This is a genomic window from Microbulbifer sp. 2205BS26-8, assembly GCF_030731025.1.
Lineage (GTDB): Bacteria > Pseudomonadota > Gammaproteobacteria > Pseudomonadales > Cellvibrionaceae > Microbulbifer > Microbulbifer spongiae.
The window spans coordinates 11,945-36,836 of record NZ_JAVAMR010000004.1 but is presented as its reverse complement, the minus strand read 5'-3'; the positions used below and the strand labels follow the sequence as shown (position 1 = coordinate 36,836).

The following is a 24,892-nucleotide window of genomic DNA, read 5'->3' as shown; positions in this document are numbered from 1 at the left end:
AATCGATGGCCGGCAACAGCACCGAATGGTGGCGCAACAGTGTTATTTACCAGATATATCCACGCAGCTTTTGCGACACCAATGGCGATGGTATCGGCGATATCCCGGGTATCACGCAAAAACTGGATTACGTGAAATCCCTCGGTGTGGATGCCATCTGGATCTCTCCCTTTTTTCCGTCCCCCATGGTGGATTTTGGCTATGATGTGGCAAATTACCGCGATGTGGACCCGATCTTCGGCAGTCTGGGGGATTTTGACCAACTGATCGATGCAGCGCACCAGCGTGGCCTGAAAATCATTATCGACCAGATCCTGAGCCACACCTCGGATCAGCACCCCTGGTTTCGGGAGAGCCGTTCCAGCCGCGACAATTCCAGGGCCGACTGGTATGTATGGGCGGACCCGAAACCAGACGGCAACCCGCCCAATAACTGGGTCTCCGTATTCGGCGGCGGCTCCTGGCACTGGTGCACCCGCCGCCGCCAATACTACCTGGCCAATTTTCTCAAAGCGCAACCTGATCTGAATGTGCATAACCGCGAAGTACAGGCGCAACTGCTCGCCGATATGCAATTCTGGCTGGATCGCGGTGTGGACGGATTCCGCCTGGACGCAGTGAATTTTATCTTCCACCAACAGGCCCTCGACGACAATCCTGCGCGCCCCCTCAAACTCGACGAGCAGGGCCTCCCCCCTGTCAATCACTACGATTACCAATGGCACATAAACGACAAATCCCAACCGGAAAATCGGCAGTTCCTGCAGCGCATACGCCAGTTGATGGATCAATACCCCGGAACCGTGACCATGGGTGAAGTGGGGGATGACAACACACAAAGAATCATGGCGGAATACACCACGCACAATCGCCTGAATATGGCCTATTCCTTCGATCTGCTGAGCGAAGACTGCAGCGCCCAGTTCCTGCGCGACACCCTCGAGAATAACCGCGAGGTCATCGAAAAGGGCTGGCCCTGCTGGTCTGTTGGCAATCACGATGTACCCCGCTCCATTTCCCGCTGGAATCGGGGCCTGAGCGGCGAACTGGCCCAAGCGCGGGCATCGTTGTTTTTGCTCTTGCAATTGACACTGCGCGGTAGTGTGTGCCTGTACCAGGGCGAAGAGCTGGGCCTCTCAGAGGTGGATATCGCCTTTGAAGACCTGGTGGACCCCTACGGCATCAACCTGTGGCCGGAATTCAAGGGGCGTGACGGATGCCGCACTCCCATGCCCTGGGTAGACGGGGGCGACCCATATGCCGGCTTTTCCACCCGCAAGCCCTGGCTGCCGATCCCCAAGGAGCATCGCCTGCGCGCCATCAGTCAGCAGGAGGACAACCAGCACTCCATGCTCAACCAATTCCGCACCCTGATCCAATGGCACCGTCAATTGCCGCAATCCCTGGCCACGGCAGCGCAGGAAGTGGTGCCTACCGGCAACGAGCTGCTGGTATTTTTGCGGCGCACGGCGCACGAGGCGTACCTGGTGGCCCTGAACCTGGGAACAACCCCCGAGAACTATACGCTGCCAGCGGCATTTGCCAACGCTGAAGATATTACCCCGAGCCTATTTCGCAATGCCTGCAGCGCAAATGTCCTGACCCTGATGCCCGCCGGAGCCTGTGTTCTGCGCGGGGAAACCGGAACTGAAAGCCCATAGGTGTTGGACCAACCGGCAACACACTGCGGCAGCCTTTTCTATCTACACAAGCAATACCGGGGTTCCCTGATATTGCGTGTTTATTCTTCTCTCTCTGCAACGTCATCTTATCCTCTCGACGTCTGCCTTCTCGCCGGTCCAGTGCCAGCCTTTTTATGCCCGCAGCGCTGCCTCAAGGCGTGTGGGCGGTATCTCTGTTGGGTATCCGGATAAGCTTAGGCACAATTTTGTCGGCATGATTTACAACATTCCGCCTGGCGCAAACTGCTAGATTTAAGCCTTGAAGTAGCGACGTTCAACCGGTAGGTCATTACTGCCGATCACCACAGACCTGGCCACCAGCGGGAATCTACACGTGCCTCAACCGGGCTCCGCTCACAACCACAGCAAAGCCACCGCCGCTCTATCTGGCGGTACCCGGGTGGACTTGCAGACAGCGGCACCTGACGTCGTTTTCACCGCACTCAATACCTCCCCCGAAGGGCTGGTGCAATCTGAAGCAGAGGCGAGACTCAAGCGATACGGGCCCAATGCAATCCGGGAAAAAGAAAAGAGCGCCCTTTTAAGGTTACTGCGTTTTTTCTGGGGACCCATCCCCTGGATGATTGAGGCCGCCGCTGCACTGTCTGCCCTTATCGGTCATTGGCCGGACTTCGCCATTATTGTGGCACTGTTACTCTACAATGCGGCGGTAGGCTTTTGGCAGGAATATAAAGCCTCCAGCGCCCTCGCCGCCCTGAAAGCCAGCATGGCACCAGAGGCTGAGATTTTACGTGATGGGGAATACAAAACCCTGCCCGCCTCCGCCGTGGTGCCCGGCGATATTCTGCGTATCAAGCTGGGACAGATCGTACCTGCCGATGTGCGTTTTATCAGCGGCAAGTCCATCAGTATTGATCAGGCCGCTCTCACCGGGGAGTCTTTGCCGGTAGACAAGACAGTGGGGGATATAGGCTACTCCAGCAGTATTGCCAAGCGCGGGGAAATGGTCGCGGTTGCCATCGGCACCGGCGCGAATACTTTTTTTGGCCGCACCGCCAAGCTGGTCGCCAGTGCCGGCCGGGGCATTTCCCATTCGCAAAAAGCCGTCACCCGCATTGGCGACTTCCTGATTGTATTGTGCCTGCTACTGGCCCTTCTGCTGGTGGGTACCCTACTGTACCGGGATGTTGTGTTGGCAGCGGACTGGCGCTGGTCTGACCTTGTCAATATCCTGCGTACGGTGCTGGTACTGCTGATCGCCTCCATACCCGTGGCCATGCCCTCGGTTATTACCGTCACCAACGCCCTGGGCGCCCTGGCACTGTCGCGCAAGAAAGCCATCGTCTCGCGCCTGGAGTCCATTGAAGAATTGGCCGGGGTAGACATACTGTGCACTGATAAAACCGGTACACTGACAAAAAACCAACTGAGCCTGCACAGCCCCCAGCTATTTGCCGCAAAAGACGAGGCCTCCCTGATCCTCGCTGCAGCCATGGCCTCCGAAGCCGGTTCCACCGACCCGATAGACCGGGCCATTATCGCCGGTCTTGTGGACAAGCGCCCGCTCAGCAACTATCGGTTGCAGGAATTCACGCCCTTCGACCCAGTGACAAAATACGCTCAAGCCCGGGTCACTGATCCAAAGGGGAACAGCCGGTTCTTTTGTAAGGGCGCGCCCCAGGCCGTAATAACGCTGTGTAAGCTCAGTGGCAACAGGGCCGGGAGGGCTTCGGCCTGTGTCCAGAAGCTGGCTGCCCGCGGCCTGCGCGCGCTGGCAGTGGCAAGCAGCAACGATGGCGAACACTGGTCTTTCCTGGGCATTCTGCCCCTGGAAGACCCCCCGCGGGATGACTCGAAACAAACCATCAGCCGCGCCCGGAGTCACGGCCTGCAGGTAAAAATGATCACTGGCGACGATGTTGCCATCGGCAAAGAAATCGCTGCGCAAGTGGGGATTGGTCAAAACATTCTCGCCGCCGGAGAGGTTTTCGACCATACAAAAAATATGGATCACCTGCCAAAGCGGGTGGTCGACTGTGTGGAGCGTGCCGATGGTTTTGGCAGGGTGTTCCCCGAACATAAATACGCCATTGTCAAAGCACTGCAGGGGCGCGGTCACCAGGTGGCCATGACAGGAGACGGCGTCAATGACGCACCCGCCCTAAAACAGGCCGACTGCGGCATTGCCGTGAGTGGCGCCACGGACGCAGCCCGAGCCGCCGCGGCCATTATCCTGACTGCCCCGGGCCTCTCTACAGTGATCGATGCCATCGACGAGGCCCGAAAAATTTTTGAACGCATTATCAATTATGTGCTGTTTCGTGTATCCATGACCCTGGATATTATGGTGATTGTGGTTTTTGCCACAATTCTCTTCGGCTTTCCCCCACTGACCCCGATCATGATTGTGCTGGTGGCCCTGCTGGACGATATTCCCATTATGACCATTGCCTACGACAACACCTTACTGCCCAAAAACCCGGTGCACTGGAATATGCACCATTTATTGCTTGGCGCAACTATTATCGGTTTGTTTTCCATTGCACAAACCCTGGGGCTTTTATTGATCGGTATGGAGTGGTTACAGAACAGTCACTGGCAATCCTGGATTTCACTCAATAAAGCGCAAGTCCAAACTGTGCTTTTTTTGCAGATTGTAGCCGGTGGACATTTGCTGCTATTCATTGTTCGCTCCCGTGCTGCCTTTTTTGCAAAACCATTGCCCGCTGTAAAATTACTTGTGGCCATAGTGGGTACCCAGGCCCTCACTGTATTGATGTGTGGCTTTGGCTGGCTGGTAGCAGCGATCCCATGGACAGTGATCGGGCTGGTATGGCTCTATATGATTGCGTGGATGTTCGTTCTGGATCTGGTAAAAAAAGCGATTTACCGGCACCTCCGAGATATTTAGCCACTCACCCAGTGCCTTATCCAGGCTGCTCATCAAAAGAGAAACGGTATGAACTGCTTTGAATCCTTTCAGGTAAAACCCGGTAGCAGGGTTAAGCTGGATAAAATCGATCCCGGTTTTACAGACTGCTACAGTGATCGTGAAAAGGCCATGCCAGTCATCCAAAAGCTGGATGAAAGAATTCGCGCTCTGCAGTATCTCATGTATGCTGAGGGCAAACGCGCTCTGCTGATATGCCTTCAGGGGCGGGACGCTGCCGGCAAGGATGGCACCATCAACCATGTCTTGGGGGCAATGAATCCTCAGGGCTGTACGGTTACCAGTTTCAAACAGCCCTCACAGGAGGAACTGGCCCATGATTTTCTGTGGCGCTGCCACAAGGTTGCTCCAGCCCGTGGACACATTGCCATTTTCAATCGCTCCCACTATGAAGACGTGCTCATTCAAAGAGTACACCGCATGGTGCCCGAAAGTGTCTGGTCAAAGCGATATGGCCATATCAACCACTTTGAAAAGCTCCTATCCGACCACCAGACCCTGATTTTAAAATTTTTCCTGCACATTGATGCCGATGAGCAGTTGAAACGATTTAAGCAGCGCATTGATGACCCCACAAAGCACTGGAAAATCAGTGAAAGTGACTACACAGAAGCCGCTTACTGGGATAGCTACACACAGGCCTTTGAGGATGCACTGGGTAAATGCAGCACACCCCATGCGCCCTGGTTTGTTATTCCTGCCAATCACAAATGGTTTCGCAACCTGGCCGTGGCCGCCATCGTTACCGAAGCCATGGAATCGCTCAACATGCGTTTTCCGAAGCCCAGGGTAGATATCGAAGCCGTCAAACGGAAATACCATGCACTGGATGCGCAGGATATTAAAGAGGGCCTGATTAAAGCCCGCAAAAAAAATCAATAGAACCATGGCTGCATCCCAGAGAATGGTACTGGAAACCACAGCCATTGCCGCCAAGGATACAAGCTATAAACTGCCTGTGTTACTCTTGAGGGGGTTTGTTAGAGAATAGTTTTCCAAACGCGTCATAAACCGCCAGGTGCAATGTATCCCCGTGATCGAGTTGCTTAAAATAGCCGAAGTGCACCGTCTCTCTCTGCCCATTCGGGTCTATCTTATCGTGCAGTTCTCTGGCCAGCCGCTCCATCACCGCCCCTTCCTTGCCCACACCAACATAAATGGCCTTGGCAGCACAGCAGTTCGCAGGAATCCGCTTAAGCAGGGATTCACCATCCCACCACAGGCTGGGACTGACAATAATATAGTGATCAAACAGATTGGTGTGTTTGACAAGGATCTCTGTGGCCAACAATCCGCCGAGCGACTGACCAATCAGGGTTGTTTCCCCGCTTACCCTATAATTGCGTTGTACAAGCGGCTGCATCTCTTTCATCAGCGATGCTATAAATTTGCTTGAGCCACCAGAGGAGGGGAACTCTTTTTGATCCTTGAGCGCATTGGAGGCGTAGGTAAAGTCCCGTTTTCGGTCCACATTGCCAACACCAACGAAGATACTCTCCGGCAACATATTGATCCAGGAAAAAGAGCCAAACTGTACCAAACCCGCTATATGTAAAAAATCCTCCTCCATGGAGCCGTCCAGGAGATAGATCACCGGATACCTCTTGCTTTGATCCTTGTGATAACCGGGCGGCAGATAGATATTTAAAGTGCGTTCTTCACCCAGTATTTTGGAAGGAAAACGAAGTGCCTCGCCTATCGATAATGGGGATCGTTCAACCTCGCCTGCCCACACGGGCGAGCCAAGCGCCACAAAAAATATCAAAAGAAGCAGTTTTTGCATAAGAGCATCCCTAATTTAGATCGAAAAATCACCTGTATAAGGACACTGACTTCTACCAGTGTCAAACCGACTACCCATAAGATAGCCGGGGTGATGATTGGAAATTCCTAAACGTGTGCTCTTCCAACCGGCTTAAATTGTTGTAACCGGCCAGCGCGCTTCTCCTCTGAGAAATCACAGCTGGTCAAGCGAAACATCAGTGAGTACTCGGATACGCAAAATGTATCGTGAATATCGCCGGGCAGAAAAGCGCTGCAGTCTCCCGCTTTCATGGTATAGGCACCGCGGCTGACAAGACCTTCCCCGTTGACCTGCTCCTTGAATTGGCCATAGGTAGACATTTCCACCACTCCGTGTTGCAGCGCATAAAATACCCAGCCATTACCGTGGTTGTGCGGGTTGCGATACAGGCCCTGTGTCTCTACATGGGCCAGTAATATAAATCCCTGCTCCGGGTCCCGGTACAGTTCAGTCGTAGGTGCCTTTCTCTCGTGCAACTCCGCCAGCCAGGATTCAGAACGGGGGCTAGCCGTCAGCCGCGCGAGCACGGCTCGACATTGGACAATGGTATCCGAATTCAACCCGGTCCAGGATTTACATAAATCTGCAATACCTCTATCGAGGGCATTTTCTGACATCGTCTTTCTCCTACTGTATCAACACTCAAACAGGCGATTGCGTCGGAGCCAGGACATCTGACCCCGCGGCAACCCGAATACCACCCTTTGGTGCTACCAGGCTTCTACCGCCTCAGGAATAATAAGATACAACTTAAAGTTCACTTGAGGTCAATAGAATTGGTCCAGATTTTTTTGCCTGCCTGTGCAGCGGGGATTAACAGCCCCCGGCAGAACCTATAGCGGCCCAGAAAGGAATGATTGGCGATCGGACGCTTATTATTATAAGAGAGGCAGGCACCACTGCGGGCAGACTCAACCAACCCATTTTTTATTACGCCCGAAAAGGATAACCACCGCCTGGGCAATCAGTGCAGTCACCAGTAATAACAGTGTCAGACCATACACTTTATGCAGTCCGGCCACGACCAGATCTGTATCGGCAGTATGCATATAAGACAGTTGTGAAGCTCCGGCAAACACCACACTCATCAGGGAAGCGCCGGTGAGCAGACCCAGGTTTCTGGACAGATTTAACAGGCCGGAAACACTCCCGCGTACTTCTTCAGCGGCACTGTTCATTGTGAAAGTATTGTTTGAAGACAGGTAAGTGCCGTAACCGATTGCCATGGCGATTGAACAGGCCAAGTAGCCCAGCACACCCTCACTGGCATCCAAGCGTGTCATTCCCAAAGCCCCGAGTGCCAGAAAACCGAGACCCATAAGAACCACGCCTCGGGACTTGAATCGATCCACCAGGCGCCCCGCGATATTCGAGCATATAGCCACGGCAAAAGATCCCACGGACATCACTAAACCCGCCTGAGAAAAATTGAGACCCAAAGCCAGAGTCAAATAAAAAGGACCGACAACCAGAGAACTCATGACCGAGGCGCCAACAAGCCCATTGCTGGCCAGGTTGGTATAAAGCTCGTGACTACCCAGCCTGGGGCAGGGGGAAGATGTTTTGCGGGAGAGTCGGCGCTTTGCGAATAACAGGGCCACCAGAGAGAGCCCGGAGATCACTATCGCGAGTATATTCACCGCACCATAGCTGTCATTCAGGGGTTTTATCGACAGGGTATAGAAAAAAATCGCAGAAAAGATGCTGATGATCGACAGGATATTACAGAGGCCCATCGTGGTTTTTCCAGGCTTTACGCCTGAATCAGCGGGCAGATATCTTTTTGCCAGCCCGTAAATGGCAATCCCCAGCGGCACCTTTACCAGAAACACCGCCTGCCAATTGGCGACTTCCAGCAAAAACCCACCCAGTATAGGCCCCATACCTGTGCCAACCGCCGATACACTGCCCAGCAGGCCTACCGCCATGCCCACCCGGGATTTGGAAAAAGTGTCACTGGCAATCGCCATGGAGACGGCGACAAACATCGCCGCTCCAATGCCCTGCAGGGCCCGAAAGAATACCAGCATCCAGATATGGGTCGATATTGCACAGAGGAGCGTGGACAGGGTAAAAATTGCCATTCCATGGACAAAAATATTCTTTCGCCCGATCCGGTCACTGGCCTGCCCGGCAATGGCCAGGGTTGCCGTAAGCAACATCACAAAGGCAATAATAATCCACTGGGCCCGGCCATAAGTAGTCCCGAGACTGGCCACCAGCTCAGGCAGAGCAATATTGACACTGCTGACTGCCAAGGCATTGAGCAGGGTTGCCAGGCACAATGCCGTGAGAATACCGCCTGTGGAAGGCGCCCTTAATGTAGCGTCACCGGGGGTTTTGAGCAACTTCTTAACAGCAGACATCAATTGTAAATTCACCTTGCTAATGACTGCGGGGAAAACTAGGATACAACTTCAAGTCAACTTGAGGTCAATATCGATGAAAGGTCCGCAGGAAATGGATATCCGCGAGGTATCGAAACGCTCGGGGCTGCCTGCTTCAACACTGCGTTATTATGAGGAAAAGGGCCTGATCAAGTCCATCCGCAGGCGCGGTATCACCAGGGTATTTCCGGCCAGTGTTGTGGAACAACTCTCGTTGATCTCTCTGGGCCGCTACGCCGGTTTTTCACTGGACGAGTTGGGAACCATGTTCACCTATAGCGGCAAACCCGATATCGACCGGGAACAGCTACTGAGCAAGGCAGACGTATTGGATAAGACCATACATCGGCTGGAGGCCATGCGTGACGGCCTCCGGCATGTGGCCAACTGCCCCGAAGAAAACCAACTGGAGTGCCCGAATTTCCAGAATCTGATCAAGAAAGCCGCCAAGTTACAACACAGGGAAGAGCGCAAAGGCAAACCCATGATACCGGGCAAGCGGCGCTAAGTATTTTCAGAACGTATCTCTGCAGAGTATTAAGCTGTTACGCTAAATGCCATGATCCTAATGGCATTTTCAGTTCACAACTAGTTTGGCACCTTTCCACTGCAGATTACTATCTGTTTCAACAAGTTATTACTCTCTAAGCATCACCTGCTTGCTCTGGAAACAGAGAGAATGCTACGTCAGGACTATGAAAACTGGGGGCACATGAATTTTCGTAATTCAGCACTCTCTTGACTTGTAAAAAGGTTGAGAATCGTTCTTGGCAGTTTTGCACCGTGTGCAGGAAGCTTTATAGTTTTCGAGTAAAAATAGATACAGCCAATTCTATTATTGCTTAATGATTTTTCCTAAAAGGTGAGAAGTATCCAGTCACATATTGCCTATTGAGCTTAGAAGCTGATTAAGAAGTTTTTCAGCATGATCAACCTGAACGCAATTATAGAAGAAAGCTTTGTGGATGGTTACACTTCTTTCCTAAAGGACTACTAGGCGGGGGAAGTTACCAAGCCAGAAAAATAGGCGTTCGTCTTGACCGGCAAAGCTCTAACCAATTTAGCACTTATTTCTTTTTGATGTGATCGTCCCAAATACCCCACCCTAATATCGACTGGACCTGCAGTGGCAAAACCGCTGCTAACCCATCCTGCAGGCGATGCCGGGTACAACGGCAATCTGCATTGGGGAACCACTGACTGTTGGCAGATTTCGGCACAGGCGGGAGCGTCTCCCTGCGCCAGGTCTGGCGACGGTACTGTTTGTAATCTGCTGTTGTTTACACAGCCCACTGGCAATAGAGAGGTGTGTAATGCATAGCCAACCTTCGCTGCAAAAAATCCAGGCTTTACTGCATGGCTATCGGTCGCTCCGACAGAAATACCGGTCTTCCCGGCTGAAAAACTCCTCCCTGGTCGCAGCCCTGTTACTGATCGGATCGACAGTTCTAAGCCCACTGGTAGCCGCAATCGATTACTCCAACCCCTATCTGCGCCACGGTGCCAGGCACGCCCACTCGACCTATGGAGGCCATATGTGGTTCCGTCCCCATATATCGGGCGCGTCCCGGATTGTAATCGACCTCAGTGACCAGATGGCCTATTTTTACAAGGGCAGGCGCCTGGCCGGCATGTCTCCAGTCTCCACCGGCAAAGCCGGTTACAGGACTCCCACGGGCAACTTCCGTATTTCCGAGAAAAAATACAGCCACCGCTCCAACCTGTACGGGCACTACATCAGCCGCCGTGGCTACGTGATGCGCAGCAATGTCGACGTGCGCCGCCACCGCAAACCCCGGGGTTCTGTTTTTCGCGGTGCCTCCATGGACTATATGATGCGGATTAACGGCCCCGTCACCATGCATGCCGGTCGGGTACCGGGCTATCCGGACTCCCACGGCTGTATTCGCCTGCCCTGGCATATGGCGAAGGTCTTCTATCGCCATGCCAGGGTCGGTACGCGGGTTTCCGTAGTCCATTAGGCGTCTGTGGTTATCCGCCCGGCTGCCATCTTGGTTGACAAATAAAAAGGTGCGGACCATAGGGTCCGCCTTTTTTATGGGTGGGAGGTTATTGGGAGGTCAACTCTTCGCTGCGCGGCCGATGCATGGCGTCAGTGCGGGTAAAGTAGTCGTGGGCCGCACGGTTGACATGCTTTGCCAGCAACAGCGTAGACAGCATTGTGGGAACCGCCATTACCGCATACATGCCAATAATGATACTGTTTACCGCACTCAGTGAGGCCACCGCACCGAGCACAATCAGCATCATGTAGAGCGCTGTGTACAGGTTCTGCCAGTGCCCGCGAAATAAAAATACATAGCACTTCATACCGTAGTACCAGCAGGTGACAATCGTACTGAACGCCAGGGGCAAAACCATCATCAACAGCAGAATGGGGCCAGACCGGCCAAACACCTGTGCAAATGCCTGGGCGGTCAGGGTCACGCCAGCAACCCCTTCACCCTGTTGCCAGACACCGGTGAGCAGGATCACCAAAGCCGTACAGGTACACACCACCAGAGTGTCTACGATGGGCCCCAGCATGGCGACAACCCCCTCGCGAACCGCTTCCCGGGTTTTGGCCGCCCCGTGAGCCAGTGACTCGGTACCGATCCCCGCTTCATTGGAAAAGGCCCCCCGACTCACGCCGATGGTAATCACCGTACCCAAGGCACCGCCAGCGACAGCCTGACCACTAAAGGCATCACTGAAAATCAGGGCAAAAGCCACCGGCACTCGCTCCCAGAAGCTGGCGATCACAATCAGGGTCAACGCCAGGTAAAACAACACCATGCCGGGTACTATGTGCACTGAGAATTTACCGATACGCTGTATACGCCCGGCAATCACAAAGGCGGAGGCAATGGCAAGCAAAAGGCCGATGGCGAAATCGAATGCCAATGATCCTCCCGGAGCGATCCACCCCAGGGGCTCGGCAAAGGACTCCCGCAACAGCTGGGTGGTCTGGTTGGACTGGAATACCGGCAACATACCGCATAATCCCGCCACCGCGAATAGCACGCCCAGGGGCATCCAGCGCCGGCCCAGCCCCTCGCGGATGACATACATGGGGCCTCCCTGTAATTCGCCAAGCGCATCGCGGCCGCGGAACATCACTGCCAGAGTGGCGGTATAGAACTTGGTCGCCACCCCCACCAGGGCGGTAGCCCACATCCAGAAAATAGCGCCGGGCCCACCCATGGTAATGGCAATCGCCACGCCGGCAATATTACCGAGCCCAAGAGTACCGGAAAGCGCAGTGGACAGGGCCTGGCTGTGGGAAACCTGGCCGGGATCACCGGGATCGTTGTAGCGGCCGCTCAACAACCCGATACTGTGGCCCAGATGCCGATAGGGGCGGCCGCGGGAATACACCAGTAAGGCCAGGCCACCGCCGAGCAGGAGTACCAACAGGGGCGGACCCCAGACAAAACCGGCAAAGGCCTGCAGGGCCGAATCGAGCGTGTTGAAAAAAGGCATAGGGCGCGGTTGGGTATCTTGATTCAAGGCAGTCTATGAAGACCTGTGCCTCCCTGTCAAAAAACTCCAGTTGTGAAAAAAGCACCGGTTAACAAAAACAGCGCGGCCATGGGGGTTTGCTGCTGTCCAGTGGGCTGCTGAAACACGGGCAATCCGCAGCCGTTGTGCCGGTGGGGCAATACACAGGCACTTTACAGGGAGTCTCAAGTGCCGTTTTCCTTCTCAATCACTACCGGCAGGCTGCCGGTTCAGGTGGGCAGCGGCAGCCTTGCCCCATGTCTGTGCAATCCCCCTATACAATACCGCTGCAATACTCCACTATGCGCGTGCACTCGGCGATCTGGCGCGCAAAACCACATCCACCATCAGCAAACTTTCCGCGCCACCTGCATCCCGTGATACATTCAAACCCAAAGGCCCACCGCCATATGCTGGGGGCCGCTAACCCTTTACGCCTAGGAGGAAAGATGGAACAGAAGAGCACCCTATTCGTGGTGGTGGACCCCAACGACGAAAAGCACGTGGCGCTGGAGCGGGCGCTGACCACTGCCAGGGGACGCAATCCCCAGCCGCGCCTAGCAGTATTTGTGGCGGTCGATGGTGAAGCCGTCGATACCCGTGCGGTCAACGATCATCTCTTCCGAGACGAGTCCTGGTTCCGCGAGCAGATCCGCGAACCGATTGCCGCCGCCGGGCTCACCTGCGAGATTACAGTGTGCTGGTCCAGCGACTGGCAGGCCGCAATCGTACAGGAAGCCAAGCGCTGCGATGCGGAAATGATCTACCTTCCTGTCCATGCCAAGAGCAGCCGCCGCTTCACTTTCGCCGAATCCAAATGGCGAGTTCTCAAGACCGCGCGCTGCCCGGTAGTGCTGATCCGTCCCGGCGCCAAGGAGGCGCGCAAAGTGGTACTGGCCACAGTGAATTACCAAGCAAAAACCCTGGAACAGCGCCAGTTGAATCGCCAAATCAGTGAGCGCGCCACCTATATCGCCGGCCACTACGGCGCGAAACTGCATTTGGTCAACGCCTACCTGGACTCCATGCTCTACCCGGACCGCGGTGCCCTGGCGAAGCTCGCCGACAAGACTGGCGTACCCACCCACCGCATTCACGTGAAGCGGGGATATACCAGTGATGTGGTGGAGGCCGTGGCCCGTGAGATCGATGCGGACCTGGTGGTAATGGGCACCCTGAACCAGTACGGCGCCACAGGCTCTCTGCTGCGCGGCAATACCGCAGAGCGCGTGATTAGTCAGTTGGATGTGGATGTGATGGTGTGCAACCAGTTTACCACCACGGAGATGAAAGCCGACTGACCGGCCCTGGCGCAGGGCCGCTACACCCGACATTTTCCTTGACCGGGTACCGTGGCAGGCATCCTGCCGCTGTGTATTACAGCGTCTTGGCCTATATGCCAGGCACTCCTGTGCAATACACGATCAGGCCGGTCTGGGGGTTCAAGTCCCTAAACGCCATACTCCATTGAGGGGTTGCGATAAATGGAATGGTAGTGGCCTTTGCCACTGGCATTTTCGCCGACATTGCCTCCGATGGAAAGCAACTCGATGATCAGTGTCGGGCCTTGGATTCGCATATAGGGGGGTGCTGGTGTTTTCACCAATCCAGGCAAAATGTGTCTGGTTGATTTCACTTTCAATTTGGGCCATTCGGGGTGCGGCATTCTCCGAGGGCTGAATGGCAACCCATTTTTGAATCGCCGTGAGCTAAAAGGTCTTCTGTTCATTGCGCAGTTTCGAGGCACGAATGCCGATCACTGGTGGGATGACACCACCCTTGCCCGGCCCGGTTTGAACATCCCGCGGAACACGCTCTGAATCGGCCTCTGCCCGCTGTTCGGCATCAAGGGCCGAATAGACCGCATATCCGGCTTGGTGCATATCGACCATGGATGCATAGTCAACACCATTCAGGGAAAACACTGCGGGTTCGGTGCCAACGAAACTGGGCGACAGAGTTTCGACCTTGTTGCTTGCAACCGACATATTCAACACCAGATGGTGGCCACCATATTGCCACCCCCAAGGCAAGCCCGCAGATGGGGTCCCATAGAAGGATATCCAATAGTTCTGCGGGTCCCACTGCAGGCGCCTGGCGCGGCGGTCGCTGCTCAGGAAAGCTTCCGCGGCCATGATATCCATGACTCTCCCATAGCCCTCCTCACTCAGAGACGAAGCCAGAAAATCAAACAGGAGGCCGCGTTGTTCATCAGAGAGTTCGGCAACAGCAATGCCTGTACGATCCACAATACCAGCAGGCAGGTTGGTCCATCCTATTTTAAATTCAATAATATCAATAGGTTAACTTAAATTTTTAGAGGTAATTGCTGTATGCATGACCAGTATTTTACCCTTTGCAGTCTCTACAGGTGGTCACAGTTACCCCCTGCCAAAACTGTATATATAATCAGTGGTTTTATTTAGCGGTTAAAGAGGAATGCATGTGAACAATCTCCCCTAGAATTGGGCTAAAAAAAGGGCCATAATTAGCCTAGATTTGACATGAGAAAGCAATGAGGTTTGTCATGCTCCAGAAAGTAATGTGTGACTACACAACCCCGATTAGTCAATTTAAATCTAATCCTAATGCTGCTATGCAAGAGGCAAAAGGGGAGCCTGTAGCAGTTGCAGCACACAACCGGGTACAGTTTTACGCAGTGCCAGCTGATCTGTTCGAACAAATGGTTGAGTTCTGCGAATATGCCCAGCGTGGCACATCCGAGCTGAAGCATGGTATAGCTCGCTTTACCGGTTCGACAGAAAAAAGCATTGAGGAATCAGCCGCATCCATGACAAAGCGTTTGGCGGATATAAGTGATTCTGATTTAGGAGACTTCAAGGAGGAGAAATAATGGAAGCGCCAGGTATGGATGTCATTCCGGCATATGCAGGTACGTCAGCCAGTGAGGATTTTGTTGAGGAAACTGCGCCCCCTGCGGGCCACCATTTCATGGCTGACGAAAGTAGGTTAGAGCAGGGAGTAAGAAGAACAGAGCAGCGTTTGCATTCTGAATCCTCCACAAATGAACGCAAGGATAGGAAGTTGTGGTAAGGGTTTTCTTGCATAAGCTACTCCGCGAAGAATATACGCCGAAGGAAGCCAAGGCGCTGTCTGACGACTTCAAACAGTACAAGGTGCATGGCGTCTTGCCGCCGACCTTTGGCCGGGATGTGCCTTACAGCCATACCCACAACCGACGCTCCCTGGAATTAATGCACCTGCATTATAAGGGAAGGGGATTCAAGCTCAGTTTGCTGCAGTTCTATCGCACTAGTGGTTATGTACTGGTTTACTGCCCAGGTTTTACCGATTCAAATACCTACTTGCTGATAACAATTATCAAGCACTTCAACCCAAAGCAGCCCGATATAGTTACCGGTACGGACAGGGATGACAACCTGATGGCCAAACTTGAAGCAATCGCTGAAGGCTTCCGAGAGAAGTTTTAACCGCTAAGTAGGGCCTCTATACCGTGCGCTATTGGGATAGCTGGCAGTCGAATCAACTTATGACCTGCACTCGCTCATAGGGTGGCATCCACTCATCGAGACCCTTTGCCAGAGAGGATACTCGATTGAGGCTATGAGCATAGCTCGATAATTAGGCCATAAAATTGCCAAAGCTTATGACCAATAATTAGGGAATTTATACGATCACAAAGTGGAGCGCTACACATAGTCCCGATAGTAGTTGTACAGTGTTTTTAAGATCGACTCTAATCCTCTACTTAAGGCTGGTAACCCCCTCTTTTAATAACTGTAATGTGTCAAGAGATCTTGATCCAGCACCAGTGCAAGAACCAGGCTCAAAGTACATTTCATATAAAGCCTCCCTGCTGAAAAACGAACGGTTTACTGCATGAACCGCACAAAGAGCTTGCCACAAGGATTCGCTCGACCCGGAAGACACTGCATCACCAGAGCAACAGAACAGTGCAAACTCTTCAGGGATTCGCCAACCCGCAAGCCACCACTTCTCGACCGGCCCGTTTTACCCTACCCATTTTTCAGCCTGATCTCCGCAACTTGGATGACAATAGATCGAAATATCCAGAGTGGTTTACCAGCAGTCTTCACCACCGATCATGGTATTTTCACCATTTGCCCTATTTTTGAGATCCGCAATTTACACAACCCACCCCTACAACACAGACAACCCCACATCCACCTGCACACAGGTTCAGAGAGTATGAGCACAACTGCAGAGTCGAAACCTTTTGCCGGATATTGCCGTAGGCAAGGGAGATGTAAATCCCCTTTGCGACTGGCTGCAGCAGAGAGTAATGTTAAACCCATAAACTACGGAGAAACCGTTAGGCTTTGCCGTGGTCAAACCGAAACATTCTGATTGCAACAGAAGGAGGCAGGGAATGTCGGAACAACAATCTAGGCAAGGGTGGATCATCGGAATTATTGTGGTGATCATCGTCGCAGCAGCAGCCTATTGGCTCTGGACCGGCGACGAACAGAAAAAAGAAATTCCCTCCACAACCATCATTGAGCAACCCAAGACAGCACCCGAACCGGAAACCCTGGCGCAGCCGCAAGAGCAGGCCCCCGAGCCCAAACCCCCGGAACCCGCACCAGCCGAAGAACCGGGCAGAGCACCACCACCTCCACTTAACAACAGTGACAAGTCTGCCTATCAGGATTTGATGGGCCTGGCCCCAGACAATGCCCTGTCCCGCTGGCTGGTCCCCAGTGAAGTGATTCGCAAGTGGGTAGCCGCGATCAATGCTGGTTCTCGCGGTACGCTGATTTACAAGCACCGGCCCTTAAGGAAACTCCGGGGTCCTATTTTGGTTACCGGCTCCTCTGTGGAAGGCTATCAGCTGTCACCAAGCAACTACCGCCGCTATGATCAGCCCGTGCGCTTGTTAGCCCTGATGAATACGGAAGCCGCAGTTGGTCTCTACCAGTACTGGTACCCACGCCTGGCACAGGCCTATGCTGAACTGGGTATTCGCAATAAAACTTTCCACCAGGTGGTGCTGGAAGCCATTGACAAAGTGCTCGCAGCACCGGAAATTGAGGGCCCCATCCAACTCGTGCGCCCTTCGGTATACTACAAGTTTGCCGATCCCAAGCTGGAAAAACTGCCGGGCGTGCAGAAGCTGATGATTCGTATGGGGCCGGAAAATACCATCCGGGTAAAAGAGAAGCTCAAGGAGCTGAGGGAAAAGCTGGAGACGGTACCGGTTCAACAGCCACAATCCAATCCGTAAACCCCGATAGCTCTACCGCTATGCCCGCGCCAGCCACCAGACCGGTTATGAAAAACCCGTTTGGCGGCTGGTGACAGCCGCTCTCTCCCTGAAACCACCGACGGGCATCGAGTGGGCCTTGCATAGCACAAGTCACCGCGGCCTGTGCCATAGCTGTTTACGCTCAGTTTGCACGCGGCGTGATCACACCCTGTCCGGCCCATTTGTCGGCTTGTGCGCTCACCTCACCACTGCACCGTATCCACTGGATACAGGCCCCCTGAACTCACAGGCTCCCGTCACAATCCCCAGTAAGCAGAAAACCCCAGAGTTTTGGCTGCACAATCGGATATAATCCAGACACCTGTTAGGGTATATTACCCGCCCAGCCGGTGGTAAAACCGCAGTTGCAAACAATAAGAGAAGGACGCCGCTGCGAACACGGCACCGGGGTTATTCGAGCGATGGTCGAGGAGGCCAGAAGACACTGCCGCCCACGCTGTATTATTCCCCGCGCCAGTACCCTGCCCGGTGTCGGAAGATCCATTGAAGAGAACCGTTGAGGCCCGCTTTGAAATATCGCTTTCTCGGTCAGATACTGGCCACTGCACTTTTCCTTGTCACATGCCTCGCAAAAGCCGACCCTGAGATCACGGTTGAACCAACCCCGGCGTGGGTGAAAACACTGACGCCTGTAGACAGTACACAGCTTCCACAGGGTAGTGTCCGGTATCATCTGTCCAATTCCCAGATACTGCACCAGGGCAAAGACCAGCAATCCTATTTCCAACTGAAGATGGAGCCACTGAACCAACAGGGAGTAGGCGAGATATCCGAGTTGACCTTTGGCTTCTACCCGGCTTTTCAACACTTGGTGGTGCACGATATCAGTATTGTGCGCGGCGGCAAGCGCCTGAATCGCCTGCAAAAAGCAGCCTTCAAGCTCTTTCAGACTGAGCGGGAACTCTCCAGCAAGCTGTATTCAGAGCAGTGGAGCGCGCTCTATATCCTTGAGGATATACGCCCCGGCGATATCCTCACTTACGCTTATACCATTCAAGGCAGCAACCCGATTTTTGAGCGCAGTGACTTTGGCCGTTTCTATCTCTCCTGGCCCCAGTCGGTAGACCGGCGCTTTGTACGCATTATCAGCGATCAAAAACTGAATTACCGCTTCAATCGTCGGGACCACCCGGTGACAGTCTCCCGCCACCAGAGCAATTATGTTTATGAACTCGATCTGCGCGACGTTCCCGCAGTGCTCGCAGAGAGTGAATACCCCACCTGGCACGATCCACTGAATTACATCCAGTACTCTGGTTACACCAATTGGGAACAGGTCAATACCTGGGCCCGGAGCCTCTATGCCATTGACCGCACGCTTCCCGGCAGCTTGAGAAAGCAGCTGGATACCTGGCGCGAGGAGTCCGGACTGGAAGAGGCGGTGAACAGGGCAATCCGCTATGTGCAGGAAGATATCCGCTATTTTGGCATCGAACTCGGCATCAACTCACACCAGCCAAGAACCCCGCAGGAAACTCTGGAAAAACGCTATGGCGACTGCAAAGACAAGGCGCTTCTATTAACCAGTATGCTCACCCACCTCGGAGTGCATTCCTCCCCTGCATTGGTATCCTCCAGCCGCGGTCGGGATATTGGCAGGGATATTCCCTCTCCGGGGTCTTTCGATCATGTGATCAACCTGATCCAATTGAATGGCAGGGAATACTGGGTAGACGCCACCGCTGCTGGCCAGGGGATTCAACTCCGGCACAAGGGGTTCTTTAACTACGAATATGCCCTGCCGGTGGCCCCGGCCACCCGGACCCTAAAGAGGGTGGAACCCAGTTTTGCAGAAAAGTCGCTACTGAGTACAGAAATTGAAGAACTGTTTGATATAGATCCGGCAGACAACAGTGCCAAACTGAGGGTCAACACAACTTTTTCACACCTGAAAGCGGAACAGGTGCGGCGATTTTTTCTGGCCTCGGATTCCGAACAGGTCAAAAACAGCTATACCAATTTTATCGCGACCTATTATCCTGGCGTCGACCCTGCCCCCTTGATCAGCTACAGTGACAACCCGGAGGAAAACCGGCTAAAAGTATCCGAGCACTACCAAATACAGTCGTTTGCCAAATTGAGTTCGGCGCGCAAGATTTTTTCCCTGTATGGATCCGGTATTGTGCAGTATATCTCCAAACCACAAAGGCCAATCCGACGAAGTCCTTTGGCGTTGGTGCACCCCGTTGATATCCGTCAGCGTGCTGTGGCCAATATTCGTGGTGAATTGCTCTGGCAGGAAGCGTTGGGCAGCACCGAGATTGACAACCCCTGGTTCACTTTTTCCCGTACGGCTGAACTCCATGAGGACAGTCTCTCCGTGGAATTCGTCTTTCAATCCAAATCCGATCATGTAAACCAGGGTGATATGTCGGAATATATGGCACAATTCGATAAACTGGACAAGGCGCTGCACTATCAGTTCTGGGCCAAGGGAAAGGCTTCTGATCAGCGCAACAACAGCAAAGAGATGAAAAATCTGATTAAATCCCTAATCAACAAATAGCAATAACTTTACATTCCTGACAATTGCACCAGCTTACATGTCAATAGTATCGTTGAGAGGTGGCGATTGATCTCATTCCATCCGTTACCCGCAGGCTCCTCAAAGACTCATTGGCTGTATAACTAGCGTTGACCACATCCTGCTGTTCAATTTAGACCCTTTCGCCTCCCAACAAACCGCTGCGACTCCCTTGCAGTTTTGTCAGTGAAGAAAACGCACTTGGGAAGCGCGATCACAATTGATTGAACTGGATATATATAAGGTTTACAATTAACGGATTGTTCTCGGGTTTTGAATGGTGAGTGTTAGGAGCACCAAAACCAGCACAAAAGTACAAACTAAAATTGAATTTTCGATTTAAATCTTCCCCCAAATGGAAAATTTGGATATTTTCTGCGAAAAGAATCATAATATTCGCGTTAATTTTCTCTCAATGTAAATCACAAAAAAACTACGGCAATTTCTACAAAGTGTTTAAATTTACAAAAATTCTTGCATTTATACTAGGGCCTGTTCATACTAAATTCTGTATAATTCCTGCATAGAAATTACAGCGCAACAATACAAAGTTATCGAATATTTTCTGCCCCTCCAGCGCGGCAACGTGAAAATATCCAACTTACAGGCAGGTGCTGAACGCCATTCTTTACATAGCCGAGCATGGCTGCAAATGGCAATGATTTATTATTACAATAGAAGCAATCTGGCTTTGGACGCACTCGTTCACGGATTTGGCAATACAATCAGGCTTACATTGATTTATTTGGACAAGGATAGTGCTGTCTATGATTGATTCCTGAAATTGATAGGTGGATGAGTAGAACCCTGTATATTTATCACCTTCACCGGAGCGGATCCTGAGGAGTCCGTAACAGTAGAATATGAACACCGCCAAAAATACCGCTTCCCTCTTCTGGTTGAGATGCCTTTTGACCAAAGCGTTGCAGCCAGGCTGAACGCTGGCGGCCCAAAAGAACGCTCGAACACCTGTATTCCTCTGATATGCAATGCGCTTAAAGAGCCTGCCCGGTATTTCTCGCATAGGAATTGGAAACTCCGAGCCGAAACAAACCACCACACCCTCAACCCACGGGCAACAGTTATTGTGACCACCCGCACCTCCGAATGCCTGCGGTATGGCTTACCGCGGTTGTTTGCCCCGAGGGCTGAGCGGGGGTTACATGAGCATTCAATTATCCGATATCTTCGGATTTCTCTGCCCGCCTTAATACCTTATCTTTTATAACTCATTGATTTTAATAAATTTTTTCTGAGAAGAGTACTTCGGAGCACTATTTGAGAAGGGAGTTGGGCATGTGACATTCGGGCTTGATACAATGCCAGCCTTTTGATTTGCAGATTCCGCTTAAGAAAGTCTCCACATGTGTACACTATTGCGTACACAATCGAAGTTTTAATGCCATGAATTCTGATTTTTCCCATAAAATTCAACAACGTAGAACTTTTGCTATCATATCCCACCCGGACGCCGGGAAAACCACTGTGACCGAAAAACTGTTGCTGTTCGGAAATGCGATACAACTAGCCGGCTCGGTCAAGGGCAAGAAAGGGCCACACGCGCGCTCTGACTGGATGTCCATGGAGCGGGAAAGAGGTATCTCTGTCACCTCTTCGGTAATGCAGTTTCCCTACAGGAATCGCACGGTAAACCTGCTGGATACTCCGGGGCACGAGGACTTCTCCGAGGATACATACCGGGTACTCACCGCGGTGGATTCCGCACTGATGGTGATCGACGGAGCTAAAGGTGTCGAAGACCGCACTATTAAGCTGATGAATGTGTGCCGCTTGCGGACTACCCCGATTCTTTCCTTTATCAACAAACTGGACCGGGATATCCGCGACCCTATCGAGGTTATGGATGAAATCGAGAAGGTGCTCGATATTCAGGCTGCGCCAATAAACTGGCCACTTGCCTCCGGTAAAAACTTTAAAGGCGTGTACAACCTCTACACCGACACGATTCACGTATTTACCCAGGGACAGGGGCACACCATTCCGGACGATATCCAGATCAAGGGCCTGGATACTGCAGAAGCCCATGCCTTGCTGGGCGAGTATGCAGAAGAAATTCGCGAGGAAATCGAACTGGTGCGCGGCGCCACACACCAGTTTGACCTGGAAGCCTATCTGAAAGGTGAACTCACCCCGGTATTTTTCGGTACCGCACTGGGTAATTTCGGCGTGCGTGAAATGCTAGATGGCTTTGTGGAATGGGCTCCCGGCCCACAACCACGGGCAACCCGCGAGCGCCAGGTAGCACCTATCGAGGAAAAATTCTCGGGCTTTGTCTTTAAGATTCAGGCCAATATGGACCCGAAACACCGCGACCGTATCGCCTTTATGCGCGTGTGCTCCGGCACTTACAACCGCGGGATGAAGGTAAAACACGTGCGTATCGGCAAGGAGATCAAAATTGCCGATGCTGTCACCTTTATGGCCGGAGATCGCTCTCACGTGGAGGAAGCCATTGCCGGGGATATTATCGGCCTGCACAACCATGGCACCATACAGATTGGCGATACCTTTACAGAGGGGGAATTACTCAAGTTTACCGGTATTCCGAATTTCGCCCCGGAATTGTTCCGCCGAATCCGCCTGAAAGACCCACTGAAACTCAAGCAACTGCAAAAGGGGTTACAGCAGCTCTCCGAAGAGGGCTCCACACAGGTCTTTTTTCCGCAGGAGAGTAACGACATTATCGTCGGTGCGGTTGGTGTTCTCCAGTTTGAGGTGGTGGCTTACCGCCTCAGAGATGAGTACAAGGTCGACGCCATTTACGAAAATGTCAATATCACCACCGCCCGATGGGTGGAGAGCGACAGCCCCAGGGAAATGGAACATTTCAGGCGCAAAGCAAGCACCAACCTTGCCAGGGATGGCAGTGGGCATCTCACCTACCTGGCACCAACCCGGGTAAACCTGCAACTGGCTGAGGAGCGCTATCCGGATATCCGCTTTTATGCCACCCGGGAACATTAGTTTCCCCTATGTACCCCTGCCCGGATTCTCCTGCAGATTTACGGGCAGTAGATTGAGAGACCATGAATGAGCCAGCATAAAGAGTTACCGGCAGAGATACCGCGTCTTGGCAATCGTTTTACCGCCGCCATTGGCAGGCTGTTGATCTGGCTGATAGGCTGGCGCCTGGAAGGCACCTTTCCATCGGAAAAAAAAGTGATGGTGGCACTGGCCCCGCATACCTCCAACTGGGACTTTGTTGTGGCCATGCCGTTTATCATGGCCTATCGGGTAAGGATTTCCTGGCTGATGAAGAAAGAGGCCTTTTTCTTTCCCTTCAGGGGGCTCTTCACATGGCTCGGCGGCGTACCCACCGACCGCTCTGCTGCCGGCGGTATCGCACAACAGGTGGCATCCCAGTTCCGAGACAATGAAAAGATGTGGGTAGGCATCACCCCAGAGGGCACACGCGAGAAAGTCACCAAGTGGAAAAACGGCTTTTTGCGCATTGCCTACGCTGCCGATGTGCCCATTTTCCTGGTTGCCTGGGATTTCCCCCGAAAACGTCTTTGTCTGGACTCCCTGTATCGGCCTACAGGGGACCTGGAACAAGATATGCGGGAAATTCAGCTTCGCTTCAGTAAATATCAGGGATATCACCGCAATAAGCAGACCAACACCCTGAAGGGCAATGCATCCTCCCGTGATAGAACTCAGTAGCGAAATATCCACAAGCACCTACCTGATTTTGACCGCGGTAGCCTTTGCCGCGGGTTTTGTGAGTGCTATCGCCGGTGGTGGTGGCATTATTACCTTGCCCGCCCTTCTGTGGGCCGGCATCCCCCCGCTGGATGCCCTCGGTACCAATAAATTTCAAAGCGTCTTCGGTACACTTTCATCGACGGTCAATTTCCTACAGAAGGGACAGCTGCAATTAAAGCCTCTTTGGCCCGGCCTGATTGCTGCAATTTTTGGTTCTCTGGTGGGCACCTGGACCGTTACCCGGCTGGGCGGTGAAGATCTGCAGATCCTTTTACCGATTCTGCTTATTGCAATTGCGCTATACTTTGCGCTCTCCCCAAGGATATCCGATATCGATTCCAAACCCAGAATGGGCACTGGTGTATTCAACCTGTCCGTGGGTAGCGGGGTGGGATTTTACGGCGGCTTCTTTGGCCCCGGTATGGGCTCTATTTATGCCCTCGCCTTCGCTGCACTCCTCGGCTACAACATGCGCAGAGCCACGGCATCCACCAAGCCCCTGGTTTTGGCAACCAATACCACCTCAATGATCTTGTTTATCCTGGGTGGTCATCTTTTGCTATGGCTGGCAATCAGTATGTCTGTTGCCCAGTTTTGCGGTGCACGCATCGGCTCAAACCTGGTGATTTCACGGGGCATCCAGTTAATCAGGCCCATCCTTATTCTCACTACAGTTGCTGTAGCGGTAAAATTATTATTGGAGGCGTAAAAGGTGGGCATAATCTTAACGCTATTACTGTCGCTTAGCGCTTTTGTTATCGTTGTCTGGACGTTGATGCACCTGCGCACACCCAGATTCCGTATGGATAGGCAAAGTTTTGTCAGGGGGCTTGAAGATGTGATTTCCGGGCAGGCCAGTGAAACTGAATGGCGCGCTCTGGTAGCCTGTCCCATGCGTCACGATCCCAGGCTGGAACAGTCGCGCCTTGAGTGCCTGAAGATTGAAGAACGTGAATACAATGAGGGCTCTCCCTATTTATTTACCCAAGCCGGCATCAAACAGTTGCGTGAGGTGCGTCGCCAACTCCTCACTGAAATAGCCGGCCAACAGCCTAAATCCTGAACCCAATAAACATTAACCAAGGATA

Annotated in this window: 21 protein-coding genes and 1 pseudogene; 16 read left to right on the top strand and 6 right to left on the bottom strand. The window is 52.8% G+C overall.

Annotated elements, in window-relative coordinates:
• Positions 1-5: 5 nt before the first annotated feature.
• The 3 genes from Q5Y71_RS02220 to Q5Y71_RS02210 all read left to right on the top strand — a co-directional run bounded on the left by Q5Y71_RS02220 (position 6) and on the right by Q5Y71_RS02210 (position 5,475).
• Complete coding sequence (locus Q5Y71_RS02220; protein ID WP_306039703.1) at positions 6-1,661, top strand: alpha-amylase family glycosyl hydrolase; 1,656 nt, start codon at positions 6-8, stop codon at positions 1,659-1,661.
• A 355-nt stretch (positions 1,662-2,016) separates the two neighbouring features.
• Positions 2,017-4,554 carry a plasma-membrane proton-efflux P-type ATPase gene (locus Q5Y71_RS02215; RefSeq protein ID WP_306039700.1) on the top strand — a complete coding sequence of 846 codons (2,538 nt, stop codon included), beginning with the start codon at positions 2,017-2,019 and terminating at the stop codon, positions 4,552-4,554.
• Positions 4,555-4,602: 48 nt separating this feature from the next.
• The gene (locus Q5Y71_RS02210) at positions 4,603-5,475 is read left to right on the top strand and encodes a polyphosphate kinase 2 family protein (protein WP_306039698.1); all 873 of its coding nucleotides are present in this window, start codon (positions 4,603-4,605) and stop codon (positions 5,473-5,475) included.
• Positions 5,476-5,554: 79 nt separating this feature from the next.
• On the opposite strand, the gene Q5Y71_RS02205 is transcribed toward Q5Y71_RS02210, so the two are convergent.
• From Q5Y71_RS02205 to Q5Y71_RS02195, 3 genes are all read right to left on the bottom strand, one after another.
• Entirely contained in the window at positions 5,555-6,376 is an 822-nt protein-coding gene (locus Q5Y71_RS02205; protein ID WP_306039696.1) for an alpha/beta hydrolase, read from the bottom strand.
• A 107-nt stretch (positions 6,377-6,483) separates the two neighbouring features.
• Positions 6,484-7,014, bottom strand: coding sequence for a hypothetical protein (locus Q5Y71_RS02200; RefSeq protein WP_306039694.1), 531 nt, complete (start codon positions 7,012-7,014; stop codon positions 6,484-6,486).
• Between the two features lie 294 nt (positions 7,015-7,308).
• Positions 7,309-8,763, bottom strand: a complete 1,455-nt coding sequence (locus Q5Y71_RS02195; RefSeq protein ID WP_306039692.1) for an MFS transporter — start codon at positions 8,761-8,763, stop codon at positions 7,309-7,311.
• 76 nt (positions 8,764-8,839) lie between these two features.
• Here Q5Y71_RS02195 and Q5Y71_RS02190 point away from each other — a divergent pair, with 76 nt between their 5' ends.
• Both Q5Y71_RS02190 and Q5Y71_RS02185 read left to right on the top strand, forming a co-directional pair.
• Complete coding sequence (locus Q5Y71_RS02190) at positions 8,840-9,292, top strand: helix-turn-helix domain-containing protein (RefSeq protein ID WP_371876980.1); 453 nt, start codon at positions 8,840-8,842, stop codon at positions 9,290-9,292.
• Between the two features lie 805 nt (positions 9,293-10,097).
• Positions 10,098-10,766 (top strand): L,D-transpeptidase family protein, encoded by a 669-nt coding sequence (locus tag Q5Y71_RS02185; protein ID WP_306039690.1) that lies wholly within the window; start codon positions 10,098-10,100, stop codon positions 10,764-10,766.
• An 88-nt stretch (positions 10,767-10,854) separates the two neighbouring features.
• Here Q5Y71_RS02185 and Q5Y71_RS02180 read toward each other — a convergent pair whose 3' ends face one another.
• Positions 10,855-12,267, bottom strand: coding sequence for a sodium:alanine symporter family protein (locus Q5Y71_RS02180; protein ID WP_306039689.1), 1,413 nt, complete (start codon positions 12,265-12,267; stop codon positions 10,855-10,857).
• Between the two features lie 467 nt (positions 12,268-12,734).
• On the opposite strand from Q5Y71_RS02180, the gene Q5Y71_RS02175 reads away from it, so the two are divergent.
• Positions 12,735-13,586 carry a universal stress protein gene (locus Q5Y71_RS02175; RefSeq protein WP_306039687.1) on the top strand — a complete coding sequence of 284 codons (852 nt, stop codon included), beginning with the start codon at positions 12,735-12,737 and terminating at the stop codon, positions 13,584-13,586.
• A 149-nt stretch (positions 13,587-13,735) separates the two neighbouring features.
• On the opposite strand, the gene Q5Y71_RS17475 is transcribed toward Q5Y71_RS02175, so the two are convergent.
• Complete coding sequence (locus Q5Y71_RS17475; protein WP_371876979.1) at positions 13,736-13,864, bottom strand: hypothetical protein; 129 nt, start codon at positions 13,862-13,864, stop codon at positions 13,736-13,738.
• A 130-nt stretch (positions 13,865-13,994) separates the two neighbouring features.
• Positions 13,995-14,549: a DUF3500 domain-containing protein gene (locus Q5Y71_RS02165; protein WP_306039840.1), complete on the bottom strand. Its 555-nt coding sequence runs from the start codon at positions 14,547-14,549 to the stop codon at positions 13,995-13,997.
• Between the two features lie 251 nt (positions 14,550-14,800).
• On the opposite strand from Q5Y71_RS02165, the gene Q5Y71_RS02160 reads away from it, so the two are divergent.
• The 10 genes and pseudogenes from Q5Y71_RS02160 (at position 14,801) to Q5Y71_RS02115 (ending at position 24,867) form a co-directional block, all read left to right on the top strand.
• Positions 14,801-15,139, top strand: a complete 339-nt coding sequence (locus Q5Y71_RS02160; RefSeq protein ID WP_306039683.1) for a hypothetical protein — start codon at positions 14,801-14,803, stop codon at positions 15,137-15,139.
• Between the two features lie 208 nt (positions 15,140-15,347).
• Positions 15,348-15,737 carry a type II toxin-antitoxin system YafO family toxin gene (locus Q5Y71_RS02155; RefSeq protein WP_306039682.1) on the top strand — a complete coding sequence of 130 codons (390 nt, stop codon included), beginning with the start codon at positions 15,348-15,350 and terminating at the stop codon, positions 15,735-15,737.
• Between the two features lie 920 nt (positions 15,738-16,657).
• Positions 16,658-17,512, top strand: a complete 855-nt coding sequence (locus Q5Y71_RS02150) for a DUF3014 domain-containing protein (protein ID WP_306039680.1) — start codon at positions 16,658-16,660, stop codon at positions 17,510-17,512.
• Between the two features lie 386 nt (positions 17,513-17,898).
• A complete protein-coding gene (locus tag Q5Y71_RS02145; RefSeq protein WP_306039678.1) occupies positions 17,899-18,054 on the top strand; it encodes a hypothetical protein in 156 nt (51 codons plus the stop codon).
• 8 nt (positions 18,055-18,062) lie between these two features.
• Positions 18,063-20,060, top strand: coding sequence for a DUF3857 domain-containing transglutaminase family protein (locus Q5Y71_RS02140; RefSeq protein WP_306039676.1), 1,998 nt, complete (start codon positions 18,063-18,065; stop codon positions 20,058-20,060).
• A 541-nt stretch (positions 20,061-20,601) separates the two neighbouring features.
• Positions 20,602-20,737, top strand: a pseudogene (locus tag Q5Y71_RS02135) (transposase); the annotation flags it as partial.
• A gap of 745 nt (positions 20,738-21,482) precedes the next feature.
• The gene (locus Q5Y71_RS02130; protein WP_306039674.1) at positions 21,483-23,063 is read left to right on the top strand and encodes a peptide chain release factor 3; all 1,581 of its coding nucleotides are present in this window, start codon (positions 21,483-21,485) and stop codon (positions 23,061-23,063) included.
• Positions 23,064-23,129: 66 nt separating this feature from the next.
• Positions 23,130-23,762 carry a 1-acyl-sn-glycerol-3-phosphate acyltransferase gene (locus Q5Y71_RS02125; RefSeq protein ID WP_306039672.1) on the top strand — a complete coding sequence of 211 codons (633 nt, stop codon included), beginning with the start codon at positions 23,130-23,132 and terminating at the stop codon, positions 23,760-23,762.
• The gene (locus tag Q5Y71_RS02120) at positions 23,746-24,513 is read left to right on the top strand and encodes a TSUP family transporter (RefSeq protein WP_301416425.1); all 768 of its coding nucleotides are present in this window, start codon (positions 23,746-23,748) and stop codon (positions 24,511-24,513) included. Before Q5Y71_RS02125 ends, Q5Y71_RS02120 begins: the two co-directional genes overlap by 17 nt.
• A 3-nt stretch (positions 24,514-24,516) precedes the next feature.
• On the top strand, positions 24,517-24,867 hold the full coding sequence (locus Q5Y71_RS02115; RefSeq protein WP_306039670.1) for a hypothetical protein: 351 nt from the start codon (positions 24,517-24,519) through the stop codon (positions 24,865-24,867).
• The last annotated feature ends 25 nt before the right edge of the window (positions 24,868-24,892 follow it).